This window comes from Pedobacter sp. BMA, assembly GCF_001027745.1.
Lineage (GTDB): Bacteria > Bacteroidota > Bacteroidia > Sphingobacteriales > Sphingobacteriaceae > Pedobacter.
The window spans coordinates 329,999-351,039 of sequence record NZ_LECU01000001.1; the positions used below are offsets into that span (position 1 = coordinate 329,999).

The following is a 21,041-nucleotide window of genomic DNA, read 5'->3' on the forward strand; positions in this document are numbered from 1 at the left end:
GTTGAGGGATGAAAGGTTAGATGGTTGAGGGTATAGCCTTAATTATTCGTATTTAAGTGCATCAACAGGATTAGCTTTTACAGCCTTATTGGCCTGGATGCTCACGGTAATGATGGTTAATAAAATAGTGATCAGCGCACTGCTAATAAAGGGTAAAATGGGCAAATCGATTCGGTAAGCAAAAGTTTCGAGCCATTTTTTAGTGAGGATATAGGCTATGGGCCACGAAATAACATTGGCCACAAGCACCATTAAAAAAAATGAGCTGTTTATGAGTCTGAAGATCTGAATATCGCTCGCTCCCAGAATTTTGCGTACGGCAATTTCTTTGATACGGCCATTGGTAATGTATTTCGCGAAAGCGAACAGGCCCAAAACCGCGATGAAAATGGTTAACGTTGCCGCCGCAAAAAATACGGACTGTAGCTGCTCTTGTTTTTTGAAAAGTTTTCCATAAAGCTCGTCCAAAAATTCATACCGAAAATCTTCTCCGTCCAGCTTGTTGATTTCCGGCCATTGCGATTTCAAGGCAGCCAAAGCATCGGCCATTTTGTTTTCTTCGATTTTGAGCATGATTTGCAGTTTAGCATTTCCGCAGGAATTTTTAATAGCATAAATGGTTGGCTGAACTGCGCTCTCAAAACCCTGTGCCTTGAAATCTTTAGCTACGCCAACTATTCTATAATCGGTATTGCAGCCCCTAATGGTTTGACCGATAGGGTTTTTAATCCCATATTTTGCTACTGCGCTTTCATTGATTACGGCAGAATTTGCAGTATCTGTTTTAAAAGCAGAGGAGAAAAACCGCCCTTCCTTAAGTTTAATACTCAGGGTTTCGAAATAATCAAAATCTACATCTACAAAATCGATGCTTGCATTTACAGCGTTCACGGTATAACCGTTCGAACCGTTTTCTGCGCCATCGGGCACATCGGTAGCCACGGTTGCCGACTTAATCCCGGGGATTTTCAAGATTTTCTCTCTGAGGGGTTCGAATTTGGCCGGATTGTTAAAGTATGCTATATTTCTAATAAACACCACCTGATTGGCACTAAAGCCCAAATCTTCGCTCCGCATATATTTAAGCTGCGAGTTGATGATAAATAAACCGATAATAAATACAACAGCAATACTGAACTGAAAAACCAATAAACCGTTACGTAGCCAATAGCTTTGTTTACTGGTCGAAAAATTCCCTTTAAGTACCAATGCAGGTTTAAAACCAGATAATACCATTGCCGGGTAAATACCTGCAATAAGGGTGATCATGCAAAGAATTAGCGGCAACTGCCAAAACAGATGATTATCAATATGCCAGATGGATAACTTAATCTGAAAAAGATTATTGAATGCGGGCAAAACCAATTCGGCTACAATTAAACCTAGTATGGTAGCGGCAAAACACTGCATAAAGATTTCGACTAAAAACTGAGTTGTCAATTGCAGGCGATAAGCGCCCATTACTTTTTTAACCCCAACTTCTTTAGCACGTTTGGTAGCCTGTGCAATGCTCAGATTGGTGAAATTGATACAGGCAATAACCAAAATCAAAATTCCCAGAACAGAAAGTGCGAGTAATATCTTGTAAGGTGCGTCACTCCCAGCTTTTGGTTTTAAATGCTGATTGGCAAGCGGATCTAAAAACGTAGAAACACTTTTTATCTCCTCAATCGTTTTCTTGTCGGTTTCTCCCTTTAATAATTCAGACCGATATAAATTGGTAATTTTTTGTTCAAGATTAGCTACATCAGTTCCCGGTTTAACCTGAATGTAAGTAGTATAATTGTTGTAACCATAGTTTTCACCCTGTCCCAGCTCATTGGCGATTGATATTCCATCAAAAGTGATGTTAGAGTGTAAATCGTTAAGGATGGAACCATTTATTTTGCTTTTTATACCCGAATTGCTACTTCCTACGGCTACCATTTCCGGGCTGTTGTCTTTTTTATCTGGGAAAAGCGTTTTCATGTTCTCATTACTCAAATATGAAAGTCTTTCTATCTCGCCATTTGGCTTTTCAAGCCCGCCGGTAGGTTTTAAATTTAAAATTTTAGCCGCACTGTAGTCTGACTGCATAAAATTTTTGGCAAAAAGTGCATTGTTGCCATTTTTCAATGCCAATTCATAGAAGCCCTTTTTCGTAATCCCCGCCAATTCTACTTCAGGAAAACTATTTTTTATGGCTTTAGCCAAGGGAGGGGAAGTATAATTTGTAGTGAAATCGGGTTCGGTTCTTCCTACCACATAAATGTTATCGTAATTAGGGTTATTCTTATCGAAACCAGTTTCATAACTGAAATACATTACAACTAAAATAAATGCTGCTAAAGCGATTGCCAGGCCACCAACATTAATGGTTGTGATCCCTCTGTTTCTCCAAAGGTTTCGCAATGCGATTTTTAAATTGAGTTTGAACATATTTTTTAGGGTTGAGGGATGAAAGGTTAGATGGCTGAAGGCATAGCCTTAATTATTCGTATTTCAATGCATCCACGGGATTAGCTTTGGCAACTTTTACCGACTGTACGCTTACCGTTAGAATGGCAATTAAAAGAGATAAACCGATTGCAGTAATAAAGGGTAACGCCGAAATTGATACGCGGTATTCGTATGCAGAGAGCCACTTATTGATGATAATGTAGGCCACAGGAAATGCAATGATATTAGCAATAGCCACCAGCTTGATAAAATCTTTATTTAAAAGGGTAAGAATGTTGGTGGTACTTGCACCCAACACTTTGCGAATACTGATTTCTTTTCTACGTTGCTCGGCCATGAAAAGTGCCAATCCTAATAAGCCTAAACAGGAAATGAAGATAGCAAAACCACCAAACCAGTTTGAAAGTGTGCCTAAAAGCTTTTCGTTTCTGAACTTAGCCTCAAAATTATCGTCAACGAATTTTACATCAACCGGATAAGCCGGATTGATTTTTTTAACGATTGCATTAATAGTACTTAAAGAATTTGTAATGTTATTTTGCGGATTCAACCGCAATACCATGGTTGTAATTCTATCAGGATTTTGAGCAATTAATAATGGAATTGGTTTTTGATAGGCTGACTCCATCACGTAATCTTTCATGACGCCTATTATACGCAATGGCTGCCCCCAGTCGATCATTTTGCCAACAGGATCTTTCATACCCATCACTTTTACCATAGCCTCATTAACCAAAACGCTGGCTGTATCTACGTAATCTTTAGAAAAATCCCTACCCTGCAAAATCTCCATCCCAGTGGTTTTAGTCAAATCCACGCTTGTGAATCGGGTGTTTACAAGAATTTTATCGCTTGGGTTTTTTCCTGGCCAGTTAATGCCATAGGTATTGTTTCCTCCTCCGGTTAAAGATTGACTATATTCTGTTACGGCCACTACGGCTCCCGATTTTATTAATTCATCCTTTAAAACCTGCCGTTTCTCCTTTTTACCAAGTTCACCAACTGTCGGAATCTGAATTAAATTTTTACGGTCGTAACCAATCGGTTTATTTTTGATGTAGTTGAGTTGCTGGTAAATAACAGCCGTACAAACAATTAAACAGGCTGCGAATACAAACTGAAAAACAACCAAAAACTTGCGGATAGAAAGCGATGAGCCACCACCAAGTTTAAAGCCTTTTAGTACCTTAACAGGATCAAAAGATGATAAGTAAAATGCGGGATAGCTGCCGGCAATAATGCCTGTGGTGAGCGTTAAACCCAAAAACACCGCCCAGAATTGCCATTCGGCATAGTTAATTTGCAAGGTGATGCCTAATAAACTGTTGAAATACGGTAAGCTGACTTCAATTAAAACAAAGGCGATTAACATACTTAATGTAGTGAGTAAAATGGACTCGAACATAAACTGGGCGATCAGATTTTTCCTTGTTGACCCGATTGCTTTTCGCACGCCAACCTCTCTTGATCTTTTCTCAGATTTTGCTGTAGAAAGGTTCATAAAGTTTACGCAGGCAATCAAAAGAATACAAAATGCCAAAAGGAAAAAGATGCGAAGCTGGTCTATTCTTCCACCAACATTTTTACCATTTTCAAACTTCTCATATAAATGCCACTTCGAAAGCGGATGAATAAAAGGTTCGCCATTTGCATCTTTATCATGAGCTTTAATCATACCATGTAGCTGATTGTTTACCTGATCAAAACGTGAATTATCCTCCAACTGGAGAAACATCATGCAAAAATTATTACCCCATGGACTGTCTATTGCCCAGGGATTTAATTTTTCATACAAACTCCATGAAAGCACATAATCGATTTCGAGTGTGCTGTTTTTTGGCCGGTCTTCAATTATCCCCTCCACTTTTAAGCTTTCATTATTATCCAGCTTAACGACTTTGTTGAGCGGGTCTTCATTACCGAAAAGCTTTTTTGCAAGCGATTCCGATAAAACTACACCGTCAGGGTTCTTTAAAAATATCGCAGGATTGCCTTTCAAAACCTTGTAATCGAAAATTTTCAAGAAATCAGGATCGGCAAAACTTGCACTTGCTTTAAAATTATTCTGATTATAGGTAAGCAACTGAAATTCAGGGTAGGATAACCGGCTAACTTTAGAAACTCCGCTCACTTTGGTTCGCACATCCTCTTTAAGCTTCCCAGGAAATGCCATGAAACTGAAGGTTTCGGTTGATGTTTTTTGATTATTATACAAAACATAGGTTTTATCGTAATCCGTAAACTGTTTATCATAACCGTATTCATAAGCTACATAAAGCAGTAAGACCATACAACTCGCCAAACCAATGGCTAATCCACCCAAATTGATCAGGGTAAATCCTTTATTTCTCCAAAGGTTGCGCAACGCGATTTTTAAGTTTAATCTGAACATTTTATAGTATCAAGTATTTAGTATCAAGACCCGCAAATTGCTTTGGTCTCTCAGTATTAGTCTTTCAGCTTCTTAAGCGCCTTACCCGAATCTTCCTATCCAGAAAGATTCGGTGGCTTATCATTAAACTAAAACTATTATTAAGTTTGAGGAATCGAAAGTAGAAAACAAGATGGTTTAACCGCTTTAAGCTTGCAACCGTCTGCCATTCAATCTATATCAGTTCCTCATTTTTGCTTTTATTTATCTTTTCCGAAATCACATGACCATCTTTCAGGTTGATGATCCGGTTGGAGAAACTGGCATCGTGACTGGAGTGGGTAACCATTACAATCGTGGTTCCGGTTTCGTTTAATTCACAAAGCAACTCCATCACTTCGTTACCGTGCGAGCTATCTAGGTTACCCGTAGGCTCATCGGCTAAAACCAGTTTCGGCTTCGTTACTAAAGCCCTTGCTACTGCAACACGCTGCTGCTGACCACCCGAAAGTTGTTGTGGAAAGTGACCGCTCCGGTTTACAATGTTCATCCTTTCAATGATTTCGTTCACCAGTTTTTTACGTTCACCTGCCGGAATCTTATTGTAAATCAAAGGCAATTCGATGTTTTCGAAAACCGTTAACTCATCAATTAAATTGAAATTCTGAAAAACGAAACCCATATTTCTTTTACGGAAATTTGAACGTTCCCTGTCGTTTAAGGTTAGAAGCTCGGTATCAATAAACTTGTAACTACCACTCTCCGGCTTATCCAACAAGCCCATCACATTCAGTAAGGTAGATTTCCCACAACCTGAGGGGCCCATAATGGAAACGAATTCGCCTTCTTTAACATGAAGATTGATCCCGTTAAGTGCCGTTGTTTCTATTTCCTCTGTTTTGTAAACTTTTTCAAGATTTTCTATTTTAATCATAGCGTTTTGTATCAGTATTTAGCTTTACTTATTGATTTCAACCTGGTCATATTGATTAAATTGGTCATATGATGATGTTATCACCCCATCCCCCTTCTGTAAGCCGTCCAATATTTCGTAATACAGGTAGTTTTTTCTTCCAATTTTAACGTTTTTCTTAATTGCTTTACCATTGTTTACCACAAATACCCACGAACCACCAGTACTCTGGAAAAACTGACCCTGCGCGAGTAGTAGCGATTTACTATTGTCAGACAGTGTAAGTTTTATTTGAAGTGATAATCCACGTCGCAAGCCCTCAGGCGCTGCCCCCTTAAATACCATTTCAACCTGGAACTGACCCGCAGTAACTTCCGGGATAACTTTGCTTACGGTTAAATTATATGTTTTTCCATTGAATTCGCAGGTTGAAGTTTGCCCTTCTTTAACCCGGTTAATATAATATTCATCAACTCCTGCCTGAAGTTTATATCCTTGCAGCACATCGATCTTCCCAATCATTTCGTTCGAACTGTACGACTTACCAATAACAGGGTCATACGAGGATAACTTGCCGGAAACCGGTGCTTTGATGGTCATGTTCTCAATGTTTTTACGAATCATCTCTAAACTTTCATTCATCTGACCCATCGACTGATCTATCTGGGCAAGCTGCATTTTACGGCTTTGGTTCTCCTGCTTAATTGCCTGGCGGACAATTTTAAGTTTGCCCTGATAATATTCGTAATCCTGACTTGATTTATTAAACTCCTGGAGCGTGATCACTTTTTTGGAAAACAGCGAGCTGTCCAGACGGTACTGACGGGCAGCTGTCTTCAGGCTGTTTTCCACATCCAGAACATCCTGATTTAACACCCTTTGGTTTTGCTCGAGATCCAGTCTCGATTTGCGTAGCTGATTGATTTGCTCGGTAGCCGCAGTTTGACTCGAGGTATAACTTAACATGGCGTTTGAGTTCGAGATCCTCAACAGCGGTGTTCCCTTTACGACTGATGCACCATTCTCGGTAAAAATTTCTGCAACCGTTCCTCCTTCTGATGAACTTACGATTACTGAGGTTAGCGGAACAACGCTGGCATTCAACAGAACCACATCCTCAAAATCGCCATATTCCACTTTGCTAATGGTTAATTTATCAGCATCGGCGCTATATGTTTTTTTCAAGGATAAGGTATAGCCATAAATTACAATTGCTACGAAAGCAACTGCTCCACCTATCATTATCAAAGCTTTGGTGCTGAATCTTTTCTTCTCTATCTTTTTGTCCATTGTTTGGCTATACAGTTTGATTGCTTATTAACCAAGCTTGTGCCAAAAGGCCAAATCGCATTTAAAACACTATATATCAATATTTTAATAATTTAATTTAATTTTTACTGTTCGTTATCGAACAGTTTATGTGCGGGATCGGACAGTTTATTTAAATTCGTATTTCAAATTTAGTATCCATGTTAGACGCCACAGTTTTAATTATCGATGATGATGATGACATTCTCTTGAGTGCCCGCCTGTTTTTGAAACAGCAGGTAAAGCAGGTGATTACGTGTAAATCGCCCAAAGAAATTAACGTTTTGCTCAGCAAAAATGAGGTTGATATCATCTTGCTTGATATGAATTATCAAAAAGGTGCAAGTGATGGCCGTGAAGGTTTGTACTGGCTGGAGCACATTCTGTCGATCGATAAAGATTATGTGGTGATCTTGATGACTGCTTTTGGCAATGTAGAACTCGCAGTTAGTGCCATTAAAAAAGGTGCAACCGACTTCATTCTGAAACCATGGGAAAATGAAAAACTGTTTGCTACCCTCTCCGCAGCATCAAAACTTCGGCAGTCGACCAGAAAGGTAAAAAAGCTGGAGAAAATACATACGTCACTTCATCAGGATATGACCAGGGGTTTCGAACATATTGTTGGAGAGGCTGATGGCATCAGGCAACTGCAAACAACTTTGCTAAAAGTGGCACCAACTGACGCCAATGTATTAATATTAGGAGAGAATGGTACAGGAAAACAGGTTTTTGCTTATGAGATTCACGGAAATTCGCAACGCAAGAACCAGGTTTTTATGCACGTTGATTTAGGATCGTTAAATGAAAATCTCTTTGAGAGTGAACTGTTTGGTTATGCAAAAGGGGCGTTCACCGATGCAAAAGAAGATAAACCGGGTAGATTTGAACTGGCAGATGGAGGAACAATATTTTTGGATGAAATTGGAAATCTCACCTTACCGTTGCAGGCCAAGCTGCTGAGCGTTTTGCAAAACCGTACCGTAACACGTTTAGGTGAAAGCAAAGAGCGGAAAATAAATGTAAGGTTAATTACTGCGACAAATATGCCGCTGGATGAAATGGTTGCCAAAAATAATTTCAGGCAGGATTTGCTTTTCCGCATCAACACTGTGGAATTATTACTGCCACCATTAAGAAAACGCGGAAAGGATATTCTCCTTCTGGCCAATCACTTTATGCAGGTTTTTAGCTCAAGATATCACAAAGAAATACGCAGTTTAAGCCATAAAGCCCAGGACGTGTTACTGAGCTATAAATGGCCGGGAAACGTCAGGGAGCTTCAGCATGTACTCGAACGTGCTGTAATTATGACTGATGGCAATGAAATCAGCGAAGAGGATCTACAATTAAGTCCGCAGCGATTTGCACAAACTAATACCATGCCAGATGAAATGGCTCTCGAAGATATGGAGAAAATGATGGTGCAAAAGGCCATTGACAAGCACAAGGGAAATATATCAAAGGCAGCAGCAGAGCTGGGTTTAACCCGTGCCGCCTTGTACAGAAGAATAGAGAAATTCGGAATATGACCATCTACCTTTAGATTTTCGGCTTAGCACTATGTTTTATACACGCTTTACTTTTCGTTTAATTTCCCGGTTGGTGCTTATTAACCTATTGGGCTACCTCTTGTTCTATCTGATCAGCAACACACAATTGTGGTTTACGATTATTGGGGTAAGCTTGATATTCGTTGGTGCAATTATCTCGCTTTACTATTACATTAATGAAATCCGCTCAGATATTAAGCGGTTTATCCTGGCTGTAAAAACCCGCGACCATACACTTAATTTTAAGAATAAGGCTACGAGGGGAAGTTTTCCTGAGCTCTATGAGTCATTCAGCGAAATTCTTCAGGTGCATAAACAGATTCGTATGGAACAGGAAGCCATGTTCCAGCTGATTAAGACCATCCTTGAGCAGGTTCCTGTAGGAGTCATTGTAGTCAATAACACCAAAACTGCTCAGGATAGCGAGGAAATTGCATTTTTTAACCAGGCGGCATCGAATTTACTCGGCGTGCCGGCATATAAATACTGGCATCGCCTGCAACAGCATCTTCCGCTTTTCGCCCGGGAAATTGAGCAGATTTCATCAGGTGGGAAACGTTTCCTTGAATTGAAGATACAGGAGAAACTCATCCAACTGTCTACAGAAGTTATCCCTCTGAATCTTTATGGTAAAAATTATACAATTATTAGTTTTCAAAATATTAAAGATGAAATTGAACAGAAAGAAACTGAAGCATGGAATCGTTTGATAGGTGTAATTTCACATGAAATTCTGAATTCCATCACACCAATCAGTTCCCTCTCCGATACCATAAATAGCATGGTTACAGATAAAGAGAATCTTGATATTGATGAAATGGAGGATTTAAAAACGGCTTTGCGTACCATCAAACGACGATCTGCAGGCTTACTGGACTTTGTGAAAGATTACAGGCTTATTGCCGAACTGCCAACTCCAAATCTTGAATCGCACACTATAGGCGAAATCCTGAAGCACATTAAAGTTTTGATGCAGCCTTTTGCCAAAGTTAAGAATGTGGTGCTGGATGTGGCGCAAACATCCTCTAAAATTACGGTACAACTCGACCTGAAACTGGTGGAGCAAGTGCTCATCAATCTGATCACAAACAGCATCTATTCTGTTGAGGAAGAGGAAAACCCACACATATCGGTGAGTTATCGGCTTGAAAACACCAGACTTTATATCGATGTAACCGATAATGGTAAGGGAATTGAGCCTGCAGATTTAGAAAAAATATTTGTTCCTTTTTACACCACCAGGAAAAACGGATCGGGAATTGGATTAACCATTAGCCGTAACATTATGAAAATGCATAGAGGCAGTATCGAAGTAGTTTCCAGTCCAAACAAACAGACAACTTTCTCCCTTGTGTTCAACTATGTTTAAGTTAATCGCAACAATGCTTTAGCCCTGTCTCTGGCCAAAAACCGGTGAACAATTCTTTTAGGGAAACTCCCTGAAAAATCATTTGAATGTTTCTTTCGAAACAAAATTCAAACAAAACCGTTGCTAGCTGCTTTTATTTATGTGAATACATCAAATACAAGCATGAAGACAGTTATAATTTCGAACAGACTACCCGTTAAAATCATTGAAGAAAACAATCAGTATACGTTTATTCCTAGTGAGGGCGGCCTTGCTACCGGCCTTGGCGACGTATATAAAACAGGCAATTCCATTTGGGTAGGCTGGCCGGGAATTGAGGTTCCTGATGACCGCCAACAGGAGGTTACAGAAAAACTACAGGAGCTTAACCTCTACCCCGTTTTCCTTACACAGGAAGAAATAAACTTATATTATGAAGGCTTTTCAAATGAAGTTTTATGGCCTGTATTTCATTACCTGGTAACTTATGCGCATTATGAACAAAGTTATTGGGACTGCTACAAGTCGGTAAATGAAAAGTTTGCTAAAAGTGCCATGCAGGTGCTCAACAGAAGGGATAAGATCTGGATTCAGGACTACCAGTTACTCTTACTTCCCGGAATTTTAAGGGAAAAACTGCCAAATGCCACCATCGGCTTTTTTCAGCATATCCCCTTCCCATCTTACGAAATATTCAGGTTAATTCCCTGGCGGGAAGAACTGTTAAACGGATTGATAGGATCCGATTTAATTGGCTTCCATACCTACGATGATGTGCGCCACTTTATCAGCACAGCAACCCGCCTGCTCCCGGTAAATTCATCTTCCAACGTACTCAGCAGCAATGAAAGGCAAATTGTGATCGAAGCCTTCCCAATGGGAATTGATTACGATAAATTCTCATCACTCACGTTGACCGAAAAAGTAAAAAAAGAAATTGATTACTTCGGAAATGGCAAGGAGGATATGAAAATAATTCTTTCAATTGATAGACTTGACTATAGCAAAGGCATTCTGGAGCGTTTAAAGGCCCTGGAATTGCTCCTGCAAATGCATCCCGAATTTATAGGGAAAATCGAGCTCTTTATGATTGTTGTTCCCTCAAGAGATACCGTTCCGCAATACAGCGAGCTTCGGGATCAGATTGACCAGTTTGTAGGGAACCTGAATGCCCGGTACCGTTCTATGAACTGGATTCCGGTAAACTATTTTTACCGGTCTTTTCCAATTGAAGTTTTATCTGCACTTTATGCATCGGCCGATATTTGTCTGGTTACACCCATGCGCGATGGCATGAACCTGGTGAGCAAAGAATATGTTGCCAGTAGAAATAATGAAGACGGTGTACTCATTTTAAGTGAAATGGCGGGTGCATCCAAAGAGTTGACAGATGCGTTAGTGGTAAATCCAAATAATTTGGGCGACATTATGGAAGCTATCGTAACAGCGCTCAAAATGCCCTCAGAAGAACAGCAGCAACGCATGAAAGCCATGCGTGCAATAGTAGAAAAATTCAATGTGAAACATTGGGTAAACAATTTTATTTTAAGATTAAACGAAGTGAAAGATTCTCAAAAATCATTGCAAACTAAACATGCAGTAAATGCTGTGAACGAAGTTATTGCGGCTAAATACGCAGAAACAAACGATCGTGTTTTATTTCTGGATTACGACGGTACACTGGTAGATTTTACCGGAAATATTGATGATGCTTCTCCTGACGACGAATTATACGATCTGATCGAAAACCTTACCCTGGATGCCGCAAACAAAGTTGTGATCATCAGTGGAAGGCGACACGAGACGTTGGAAAGCTGGTTTGGCCATTTGAAGGTTGATTTAATTGCTGAACATGGGGCCTGGCAAAAGGCGCAGCAAGATAAATGGAACTGCTTGCCACTGCTTACCGACCAGTGGAAAAGCGAAATCCGGGCATTACTAGAAACGTACACCGACAGAACACCTGGCTCATTTATCGAAGAAAAAAGCTACTCACTGGTATGGCATTACCGGAAAGCAGAAGAAGGACTAGGCGATTTGAGGGCAAATGAAATTGTTAGTCACATGAAAATTCTTGCGGCAGATAAAGGCCTTCAACTCATGCCCGGGAATAAGGTAATTGAGTTTAAAAACATCGAGGTAAATAAGGGTAAAGCTGCTTTGAACTGGCTTTATGGTAAGTATCCGGATTTTATTATAGCTCTTGGCGACGACCATACCGACGAAGATATTTTTAAAGCTTTGCCTGAAGATGCCATTACGGTTAAGGTGGGAAATAATTTATCTGAAGCAAAATATTACCTTAACGATTACAAAGAAGTACGAAAATTATTGTGGAGCCTGGTTAAGGAAGAGTTTGTAGAGCGGGACTAAATCCAAAGCCCTATAGCACAAGAAATCCCGCAGCTTAAGCTGTTGATGCAAAAGTAAAAGCATCATCACCTTGAACTGCGGGATATTTTTTTTTATAGAAATATTGGCCTGTCGAGTTTTATTGCAATGCGGTAAGCTGCATTCATTAAACCAACATGGCTGTAAGCCTGCGGAAAATTACCCCACTGACTACCGGTCTTCGCGTCGACATCTTCACTAAAAAGCAATAAATGATTGCAGTATTTAATGATGTTTTCGAACTCTTTAATGGCTTCATCCGTTCTGCCTACACAAGCCAAAGCCTCCACATACCAGAATGCACAGATTAAAAAGGTTGTTTTCGGTTTGCCAAAATCATCAGCATGCAGGTAGCGGTAAAATAATCCGTCCTCTGTTTTAAGTTCCTTCTCGAGTGCAATTAAATGGTCTTTAGCCCGCTCTGATGCCGGATCAAGGTAATTCATCATGATTAGCTGAAGGGTACTGGCATCTAAATGCGGGCTCCCCACTGCATTGGTGTATACTTTCCTGATCGGATCGTAGCAAGCTTCAATATGCGCAGCCGCTTTATCAATAAGCACCTGTGCCCTGTCTTCAAAATTTTTGCTGCCGATAGTTTTGGCCATTTTCAATGCAGCCTGAGCACCAGCCCACTGAAACAGGTTGCTGTAACAGTGCACGTTTGCAATGTTTCTAAACTCCCAGATACCGGCATCCTTCTCATCGATCGTCCTTTCAATTTTAGAAAGTACACTTTCAATCCACTTTATGGAATCGCTACGCTCAGAAAATACGAAGCGATGATCGGTATATAAAGGCAGCATGGAAATTAATACCTGTCCGTATATATCATTCTGGATATGTTCGTAAGCCTGGTTACCAATGCGAATGGGTTGTTCACCCCTATAGCCTTCCAAATGGTCTAATGTGGTTTCCGTGATCTCCCGTTCTCCTGCAATTCCGTAAAGCGGCTGGTAACGGGTATCTTCAGCATGCGATATATCAGAAAGGTAATTAAAGTATTTCTCCATTTCCTCGAAATGGCCGATATGATTTAAGGAAGTCAATACATAATGAGAATCACGCAGCCAGCAATAACGGTAATCCCAATTTCTGGTACTTCCGGGTGATTCTGGCAAACTTGTGGTACTCGCTGCAATGATTGCCCCTGTATCTTCATACTGGTGAATTTTTAAAACCAGCGCAGAGCGGATAACAAAGGGCTGGTAAAACCCCGCTATTGAGGAATGTTTAATCCACAAACGCCAGTAAGAAACAGTATCGCGAAGGAAGTTTTCTGCAGTGCTGATGATCGGTGCTTCGAAATTCTGGCCGTACGTCATGATCAGGTATTTCGTCTCATTCAATACAAAAGCCTTTTCATCTATAATATAGGTGAGTGATACATTCGAACTTAGTCTGATATTCTCATCGCAACCCAGATAATCGATATGGTTACTCCCTCTGCTTGATCGCATTTTACCCTTTCCGTAGTCACATACCGGCTGGCACTTTATGGTGATACGTGGATTCCCTTCTAATGGCTCAATTTTTCTGATGAACATCAGGGGTTTGAAATACCTGTCGTACAATCTAAAGCGTGGGGCAAAATCGGTAATGCGATAGCGCCCGTCTTCGGCCGTAATTTCTGTTCTTAAGACGTTCGTATTCTCAATATAATATTGTGTCGACGAAAACTCGCCCTGGGGTAGAATGGTAAACTCGCCTCCCTTATTTTTATCAAGTAAGCTTCCAAAAACGAAAGGACTATCGAAGCGTGGCCAGCATAGCCATGAGATATCTGTATTTTTATTTACATGTGCCAGAAAAGCACAGTTACCTATTATTCCTGTTTCATAAAGGTGTTGTTCTGCCATAAGCTCATTTTGTGTTTATTGATTAACAAGATTATGGCGAAAATGTTGGAAGTAAATGGGCTTTATCGGCTAAAAGAAACAAAAAAAGCCAGAGTGAACGAATTCAAACTGGCTTAGTTAATGATAATGATGATTTTATATGACTGTTCCGCTAGGCAAAACGGCACCTTTTTTAACCACAACAATTCCATCTTTTACTGCATAGAGCTCATGATCTCCGTCTTCAAGATGCGGTCCGCCGTTTATTTTAACATCGTTTCCAATGCGGCAATTCTTATCGATGATGGCGTTGTTTATGTAACACCTGTCGCCTATACCGATCAGGGAATTTCCTTTATTGGTTTCGCTTTGTATTTCCTCTAGTGTCTGATAACGATCGCTACCCATGATGTAAGCGTTAGTGATCACTGTATCACGGCCTATGCGCGCCCTGATGCCCAGTACAGCATGCTCTACTTTACTGGCCTGAATAATACACCCTTCAGCGATGATTGCTTTCTCAAGTGTTGTACCTGAGATTTTTGAAGGTGGCAGCATCCTTGCTCTTGTAAAAATAGTATGATTGCTATCGAACATATTAAATTTAGGAATCTCATCTGTTAAGCCAAGATTGGCTTCAAAGAAAGATGAAATATTACCGATATCAGTCCAGTAACCTTCATACTGATAGCTAAGCACCCGGCTTTCAGTAATGGCCCTTGGGAGAATTTCTTTGCCAAAATCCTTTTCTTCAACATTTTCATTCAGGATATTGATGAGGTATTCTCGGTTGAATACATAGATTCCCATTGAAGCAAGAAAGTTTCTTCCTTCGCCCTGCATTTCTTCACCTGTATCAGAAACCCAGTCTTCGAGACCTGTTTTGGGTTTTTCGATGAAAGAAGTGATCATGTTTTCCTCGTCTGCTTTCAATATACCGAAATCAGTGGCATCTTTCGCGGTTACCGGAATCGTGGCAATGGTTATTTCTGCATTCGCCTCAATGTGCTTTTCAATCATGTCCTTGAAATCCATTTGATACAACTGATCACCTGAAAGGATTAAGATGTAGTCAAACTCATGAGATACAATATGGTGCATACACTGACGCACAGCATCAGCGGTTCCCTGAAACCAACCCGAATTCTGAACGGTTTGCTCAGCCGCGAGAATATCTACAAAAGCCGTACTGAAATGGCTAAAGTGATAGGTGTTTTTAATGTGTTTATTTAGGGATGCCGAATTAAACTGTGTTAACACAAACATACGGTGGATTCCCGAGTTAAGGCAATTCGAAATCGGAATGTCTACCAAACGGTACTTACCTGCAATTGGAACTGCCGGTTTAGAACGTGTTTGTGTTAGTGGCGATAATCTAGAGCCCTGGCCACCGCCAAGGATAACGCCTAAAACTTTGTCAGTCATGTTTAAGCTTATTTTAATATTTGGTATAAATCTATATAATTGGTTGCTGCCCTATCCCATGAATGGTCAATCTTCATCATGGTCTTTCGCACAGCTTTAAATGCTTTTTTATTGTTGTATAAATCAACAGCACGGTTTATGGATTGCGTTACATCCCAAACGCTGGTTTGATCATGGCAAAGGCCGAAACCGCCATCGCCAACATCAATTACCGTATCCTTTAACCCCCCTACTCTCCGTACAATTGGAACCGTTCCATATCGGAGGGCATAAAGTTGGTTAAGCCCGCAAGGTTCAACCCTTGATGGCATTAAAAGGAAGTCAGCTCCTGCATACATCTCATGAGAAACCTGCTCATTATACCCGATATAAACATTGTATCTTCCTCCAAATATATCTTTCAACTGATTTAACCTACCCTCTACCCAGTTTTCGCCGGAGCCTAATACCAATACATTAATATTATCCCCATGTTGTTGTAAGGCGCTATAAAATATATCAGGAAGCAAATCAGCACCTTTTTCATCCACCAGCCTGCCAATAAAAGTAAACAGCGGTTTGGAAGCGTCTAATTGAAAAACATCGCAAAGAGCCCTTTTGTTTGCCTCTTTTCCTGCTTCAACCGTTTTTAAATTGTAACTTTTGCCTATCATCGGGTCGGTTTCCGGATTCCATACTTCACTATCGATTCCGTTTAAGATCCCTACTGATTTCCAACGTTCCTGACGAAGGAGAGTTTCCAGTCCGCGTGCATTGTTCATCATCTCTTCAAGATAGCTAGGCGAAACGGTTGTTACCCTCCATGCACATTTAATCGCGGAGGCTAATGGATTAATGGCGTCGTCCCACCCCAGCAAGCCACCTTTCCATAAATCGAAAGCCGGCAGGTAATACAATTTCTCCCAGCCAAACTGTCCCTGATACTGGGCATTGTGGATGGTTAAAATGGTAGGCACTTTACTGATATTCTGGTATTTCAAACAATTTGACACCATGAAGGGTATTAAACCCGTATGATGATCATGGCAATGAATGATGTCCGGACGATGCTCCCATTGGGCGATCCAATCTAACGTAGCAATCTGAAAAGCTACAAAGCGTTCTGTATCATCGGCGTAACCATAAACATTTGGGCGGTCGGTTAATCCCTGTATATGCACCACATATAAATCGAAACCAAGCTTATTGGTCTTTTCTTTTAACACGCGGTAAGAAAAGTGATGATTTCCGTAATTTGACCACGCATCGTAAGCCACTTCAAATTCGCTTTCGCGTACAAATTTAGTTTCGTAGGCGGGTACCACCACCTTGGCAATGTGGCCTGTTTTATTTTGATATTTTGGTAAGGCCCCTACTACGTCAGCTAATCCGCCAACTTTCGCAACAGGGTAACACTCGGCGCTTATATGTATAATTTCCATTAAATATTTGGTGTAGATAACCCTGTTAAGTTAGCAATTGTTTTCTGATTTAGAAATTATCTAAAATTAATTTTCAAGGAGCAGATATTGCATCTGAAAGGCTCTGAAAACATCCAGTTAGTAAACAAAAAAACCGCTAAGCTTTCGCCAGCGGTTTTTAACAACAAAACAAATATGAGTAATTTACCTTTAGTATTCTTCGGCCAGGGTTTCGTAAAAATCTCTGATGGGCTGAAACTGAGGATGCAACGAAACTACATCTCCGAATACCAGCAGTGCAGGTGCACTGATTTTTTTATCTTCTACAAGCTCGGCGATAGTGTCAACAATGCCTACGGCAATTTTTTCTTGTGGGGTTGAGCCATTTTCAATCACAGCCACGGGTAAAAGGTGCTTATTTTCAGCCTGGAAAATAGCAGCTATTTCTTTTACCTTTTCAATTCCGTTTAAAACTACAATTGTAGCTTTGGTTTTTGCAGCGATGTATAAATCTTCTGAAATATCACCTTTAGCGTTCGTTCCGGTTACGGCCCAAAAGCTTTCGCTAAGGTCTTTGTAAATCATAGGAATCTTTTGTAAGCTTGGTGCGCCGGTAGCACTTGAAATTCCAGGGATGATCTCTGTTGGAATACTATACGATTCGGCAGCATCTATTTCCTCATAACCTTTGGCAAAGAAAAACGGATCGCCACTTTTTAAACGAACCACATGTCCGTAGTTCAAAGCATAATCAATCACCAGTTTATTTACCGCGTCCTGAGAGAACCCTTCATCATCACTGCGTTTACCGACGAAGATTTTTGGAATACCGTCTGGAGCGTGACACAGTAAAGCTTCGTTCACATTCGCATCATATAAAACAACATCAGCTGTTTTTAATGCTTTTACACCTTTCAAACTAAACAAATCAGGGTCACCAGGGCCCGCACCTATTAGTGTAATTTTTGGTTCAATGTTCGCTTTCTCTACTTTACTTAAAATCATAACAGAAATATTAGCTCGTGATAACTTTATTAACATTACAAATATACAAAGTCTATCGAAAAGGTAGTAATTTATTTTAAAATAATTTATTAAAGCATAAAACTGGTGACAAATACCCTCAAAGCTACTTACATGGCACTTCCTGAAAGATAAATTTACCTGCTTCGTAATTGATTTCTTTCCCTTTGACGAAGTAAGAACGGCCGAGCGTCGTTTCAATCTGACCTACTCCCATGATCAGATTACCATCTTTCTTTAAGAATGCAAGGGGATTGGTAAAAGCCTTTGTCGTATCGTTACCCGTGTTAAAGCGATAATCGACCAATAAGGTATCGCCACTTAACTTGCCGGTAATCTTGCCGTTATTCTGAGGTTTTTCTGCGTATTTGACCAGCAAGGAGCCTTCAATTTTCCCTGACGCCATTGTTCTGACAATCATTGCAGCGCTGTCTTTTTCGAAAGCTGCGGCATAACAGGTTTGATTAATCACCGAATCTTTCCTGGTTGAAGCAGCTTTTTGTTCACTGGAGTTGCAGGCAAAAATAAACGGGACAGCGGCAAGGGCCGAAAACAGGATGTTCTTTTTCATAACTCGAATCATGTTGGTTTGTATTATCAATTTAAGATGATGATGAAAGGTTCCTGATTTTTCCATAAATAAATCTCCTATACGAAAAACGGGGCTCCGTTACCGGTACCCCGCTGAAATTGCTTTCGCTTAAAGATTTACTAAAAGCTTTCCTAATTATATTTGGTCGTAGTTTTCTTAGTTTGTCACCCCCGGATTTTACATCTAACCCTACTCTACCGCTGCTCTGAACATCAAAGCGCCTACCGTTAAGTTTGTTCGGCTATCTATCAAAACGGCTGAACCATTCGCCCGGTTATCGTCGTACAGATCAAAGGCCAAAGCATCAGCCGTTTTAACAATTACGCGGCCGATATCGTTCAGTTTGAATTCATCTGCCTGATGTTTTTCAAGTGTATTGATGTCAACTTTGTGCAGGATTTCACTGATTTTGCATTTAGTTACCTTGCTGTTATGCTGAATGAGGTACATGATGGATGTATCCAGTGCACGTGTATCCATCCAGCATAAATCCGCTTCAATTAATTTCGACTCCTGAGGTAAAGCAGATGCATTTACAATTGTGTCGCCACGGCTGATATCCACATCATCTTTAAGGTGGAGGGTAACTGACTGACCGGCATGTGCCGCCACAGGGGTTAGATCAAAAAACTCAATTTTTTCTATCGTTGAACTTGCACCCGAAGGCAATATGGTCACCTTATCATTTAATTTGAATGTACCACTGAGTACCCTTCCCGCATAACCCCGATAATCGTGCAATGCTTCTGTTTGAGGGCGAATTACCCATTGAACAGGCATACGCGCCAACTGAGATTTATCCAGATTATCCGTATCCACTTTTTCTAAAAAGTGCAACAGGCTTTCTCCACTATACCAATCCATCCGATCGGAATTCTGAACAATGTTATCGCCCTTTAAAGCACTTACCGGAATGTAGTTGACATCAGCAAGGTTAAGCTGTTGGGCCAACACTTTGTATTTATCTATGATGGTATTGTAAACTTCTGCGCTATAGTCTACCATATCCATTTTATTGATCGCAACAACTACGTGCTTAATACCCAGTAAAGAAACTATATAGGAGTGACGAATGGTTTGCTCCACCACGCCATTTCTGGCATCAATCAGAATAATGGCCAGATTGGCTGTCGATGCACCGGTAACCATATTTCGGGTATATTGAATATGCCCCGGGGTATCTGCGATAATGAATTTGCGTTTATCGGTCTGAAAGTATTTATAAGCAACATCAATGGTAATGCCTTGCTCGCGCTCCGCCCTTAAGCCATCAGTTAAAATAGCTAAATCAATTGTTCCATCGTCGTTCTTACGGTTAGAGCTTTGTAAAGCTTCCAACTGATCAGCTAAAATGGAATCGGTATCATATAACAAACGGCCTATTAAGGTACTTTTACCATCATCTACGCTGCCTGCTGTGAAAAATTTTAGAATGTTCATGTTAATAAAATGATTGAATGAATGAGGGATTAAATTTTGAATAACTCCGGACTCAAGACTCCGGACTCGAGACTAAAAATATCCGCCCTTTTTCCTGTCTTCCATTGCAGCTTCCGAAACCTTATCATCCAGACGTGCCCCGCGTTCAGAAATTTTGGAAGCGCTGATTTCATCGATGATGTCATCAATCAGCGTTGCTTCTGATTCTACTGCTGCGGTGCACGACATATCTCCAACGGTACGGAAACGAACCTGCTTGCGAAAAATGAAATCTTCTTCGTCCATATTCAGGAATGGAGAGGCAGCCATGAGCTGTCCATTTCGGGTAATCACTTCCCGTTCATGTGAAAAGTAAATACTTGGCAATTCAATCTTTTCCCGTCGGATATAATTCCACACATCTAACTCTGTCCAGTTACTGATTGGGAACACCCGAACGTTTTCACCCTTATGAATTTTACCATTATAGATATTCCAGAGTTCAGGACGCTGGCGTTTCGGATCCCACTGACCGAATTCATCGCGCACAGAAAAAATACGTTCTTTCGCCCGTGCTTTTTCCTCATCGCGGCGTGCTCCGCCAATGCAGGCATCGAATTCATATTTCGCAATGGTATCCAATAAAGTAACCGTTTGCAAGGCATTTCGACTGGCATTTTTACCCTTCTGCTCCACAACTTTACCCTGGTCGATAGATTCCTGAACTGAACCGACAATTAACCTTTCGCCGATTCTTTGAATCATCTTATCACGGTAATCTATCGTTTCCTGAAAGTTATGACCCGTATCAATGTGCACTAGAGGAAAAGGAAATTTTCCTGGACGGAAAGCTTTTTCTGCCAAGCGAACTAAGGTAATTGAGTCTTTTCCTCCGGAAAACAATAAGGCAGGTTTCTCAAACTGGCCGGCAACCTCACGCAGGATGTGAATGGCTTCGGCCTCTAGTTCATCTAAGTAATCAAAATTATATGTACTCATTTAGTAAGTTTTGATTGATTGA

At 40.5% G+C, this 21,041-nt stretch carries 14 protein-coding genes; 3 read left to right on the plus strand and 11 right to left on the minus strand.

The features are described from left to right. Positions 1-42 precede the first annotated feature (42 nt). From AB669_RS01350 to AB669_RS01365, 4 genes are all read right to left on the minus strand, one after another. Positions 43-2,418: an ABC transporter permease gene (locus AB669_RS01350; protein ID WP_047797470.1), complete on the minus strand. Its 2,376-nt coding sequence runs from the start codon at positions 2,416-2,418 to the stop codon at positions 43-45. A 52-nt stretch (positions 2,419-2,470) separates the two neighbouring features. After that, complete coding sequence (locus tag AB669_RS01355) at positions 2,471-4,831, minus strand: ABC transporter permease (protein ID WP_047797471.1); 2,361 nt, start codon at positions 4,829-4,831, stop codon at positions 2,471-2,473. A 214-nt stretch (positions 4,832-5,045) separates the two neighbouring features. Further along, complete coding sequence (locus tag AB669_RS01360; protein ID WP_047797472.1) at positions 5,046-5,744, minus strand: ABC transporter ATP-binding protein; 699 nt, start codon at positions 5,742-5,744, stop codon at positions 5,046-5,048. A 24-nt stretch (positions 5,745-5,768) separates the two neighbouring features. Next, entirely contained in the window at positions 5,769-7,013 is a 1,245-nt protein-coding gene (locus tag AB669_RS01365; RefSeq protein ID WP_047797473.1) for an efflux RND transporter periplasmic adaptor subunit, read from the minus strand. 179 nt (positions 7,014-7,192) lie between these two features. Here AB669_RS01365 and AB669_RS01370 point away from each other — a divergent pair, with 179 nt between their 5' ends. The 3 genes from AB669_RS01370 (at position 7,193) to AB669_RS01380 (ending at position 12,305) form a co-directional block, all read left to right on the plus strand. Next, positions 7,193-8,563: a sigma-54 dependent transcriptional regulator gene (locus AB669_RS01370; RefSeq protein WP_047797474.1), complete on the plus strand. Its 1,371-nt coding sequence runs from the start codon at positions 7,193-7,195 to the stop codon at positions 8,561-8,563. Positions 8,564-8,636: 73 nt separating this feature from the next. Further along, on the plus strand, positions 8,637-9,953 hold the full coding sequence (locus AB669_RS01375; RefSeq protein ID WP_231582614.1) for a PAS domain-containing sensor histidine kinase: 1,317 nt from the start codon (positions 8,637-8,639) through the stop codon (positions 9,951-9,953). A gap of 162 nt (positions 9,954-10,115) precedes the next feature. Next, positions 10,116-12,305 (plus strand): bifunctional alpha,alpha-trehalose-phosphate synthase (UDP-forming)/trehalose-phosphatase, encoded by a 2,190-nt coding sequence (locus AB669_RS01380; RefSeq protein WP_047797476.1) that lies wholly within the window; start codon positions 10,116-10,118, stop codon positions 12,303-12,305. A 92-nt stretch (positions 12,306-12,397) separates the two neighbouring features. Here AB669_RS01380 and AB669_RS01385 read toward each other — a convergent pair whose 3' ends face one another. The 7 genes from AB669_RS01385 to cysD all read right to left on the minus strand — a co-directional run bounded on the left by AB669_RS01385 (position 12,398) and on the right by cysD (position 21,019). Then, positions 12,398-14,182, minus strand: coding sequence for a glycoside hydrolase family 15 protein (locus tag AB669_RS01385; RefSeq protein WP_047797477.1), 1,785 nt, complete (start codon positions 14,180-14,182; stop codon positions 12,398-12,400). Positions 14,183-14,317: 135 nt separating this feature from the next. After that, a complete protein-coding gene (locus AB669_RS01390; RefSeq protein WP_047797478.1) occupies positions 14,318-15,586 on the minus strand; it encodes a glucose-1-phosphate adenylyltransferase in 1,269 nt (422 codons plus the stop codon). An 8-nt stretch (positions 15,587-15,594) separates the two neighbouring features. After that, positions 15,595-17,007 carry a glycogen synthase gene (locus tag AB669_RS01395; protein ID WP_047797479.1) on the minus strand — a complete coding sequence of 471 codons (1,413 nt, stop codon included), beginning with the start codon at positions 17,005-17,007 and terminating at the stop codon, positions 15,595-15,597. A gap of 189 nt (positions 17,008-17,196) precedes the next feature. Further along, positions 17,197-17,991 (minus strand): uroporphyrinogen-III C-methyltransferase, encoded by a 795-nt coding sequence (gene cobA / locus AB669_RS01400; protein WP_047797706.1) that lies wholly within the window; start codon positions 17,989-17,991, stop codon positions 17,197-17,199. Between the two features lie 124 nt (positions 17,992-18,115). Next, entirely contained in the window at positions 18,116-18,580 is a 465-nt protein-coding gene (locus tag AB669_RS01405) for a hypothetical protein (RefSeq protein WP_047797707.1), read from the minus strand. Positions 18,581-18,790: 210 nt separating this feature from the next. Then, positions 18,791-20,041: a sulfate adenylyltransferase subunit 1 gene (locus AB669_RS01410; protein ID WP_047797480.1), complete on the minus strand. Its 1,251-nt coding sequence runs from the start codon at positions 20,039-20,041 to the stop codon at positions 18,791-18,793. Between the two features lie 72 nt (positions 20,042-20,113). Further along, positions 20,114-21,019, minus strand: coding sequence for a sulfate adenylyltransferase subunit CysD (gene cysD, locus AB669_RS01415; protein ID WP_047797481.1), 906 nt, complete (start codon positions 21,017-21,019; stop codon positions 20,114-20,116). Positions 21,020-21,041 lie beyond the last annotated feature (22 nt).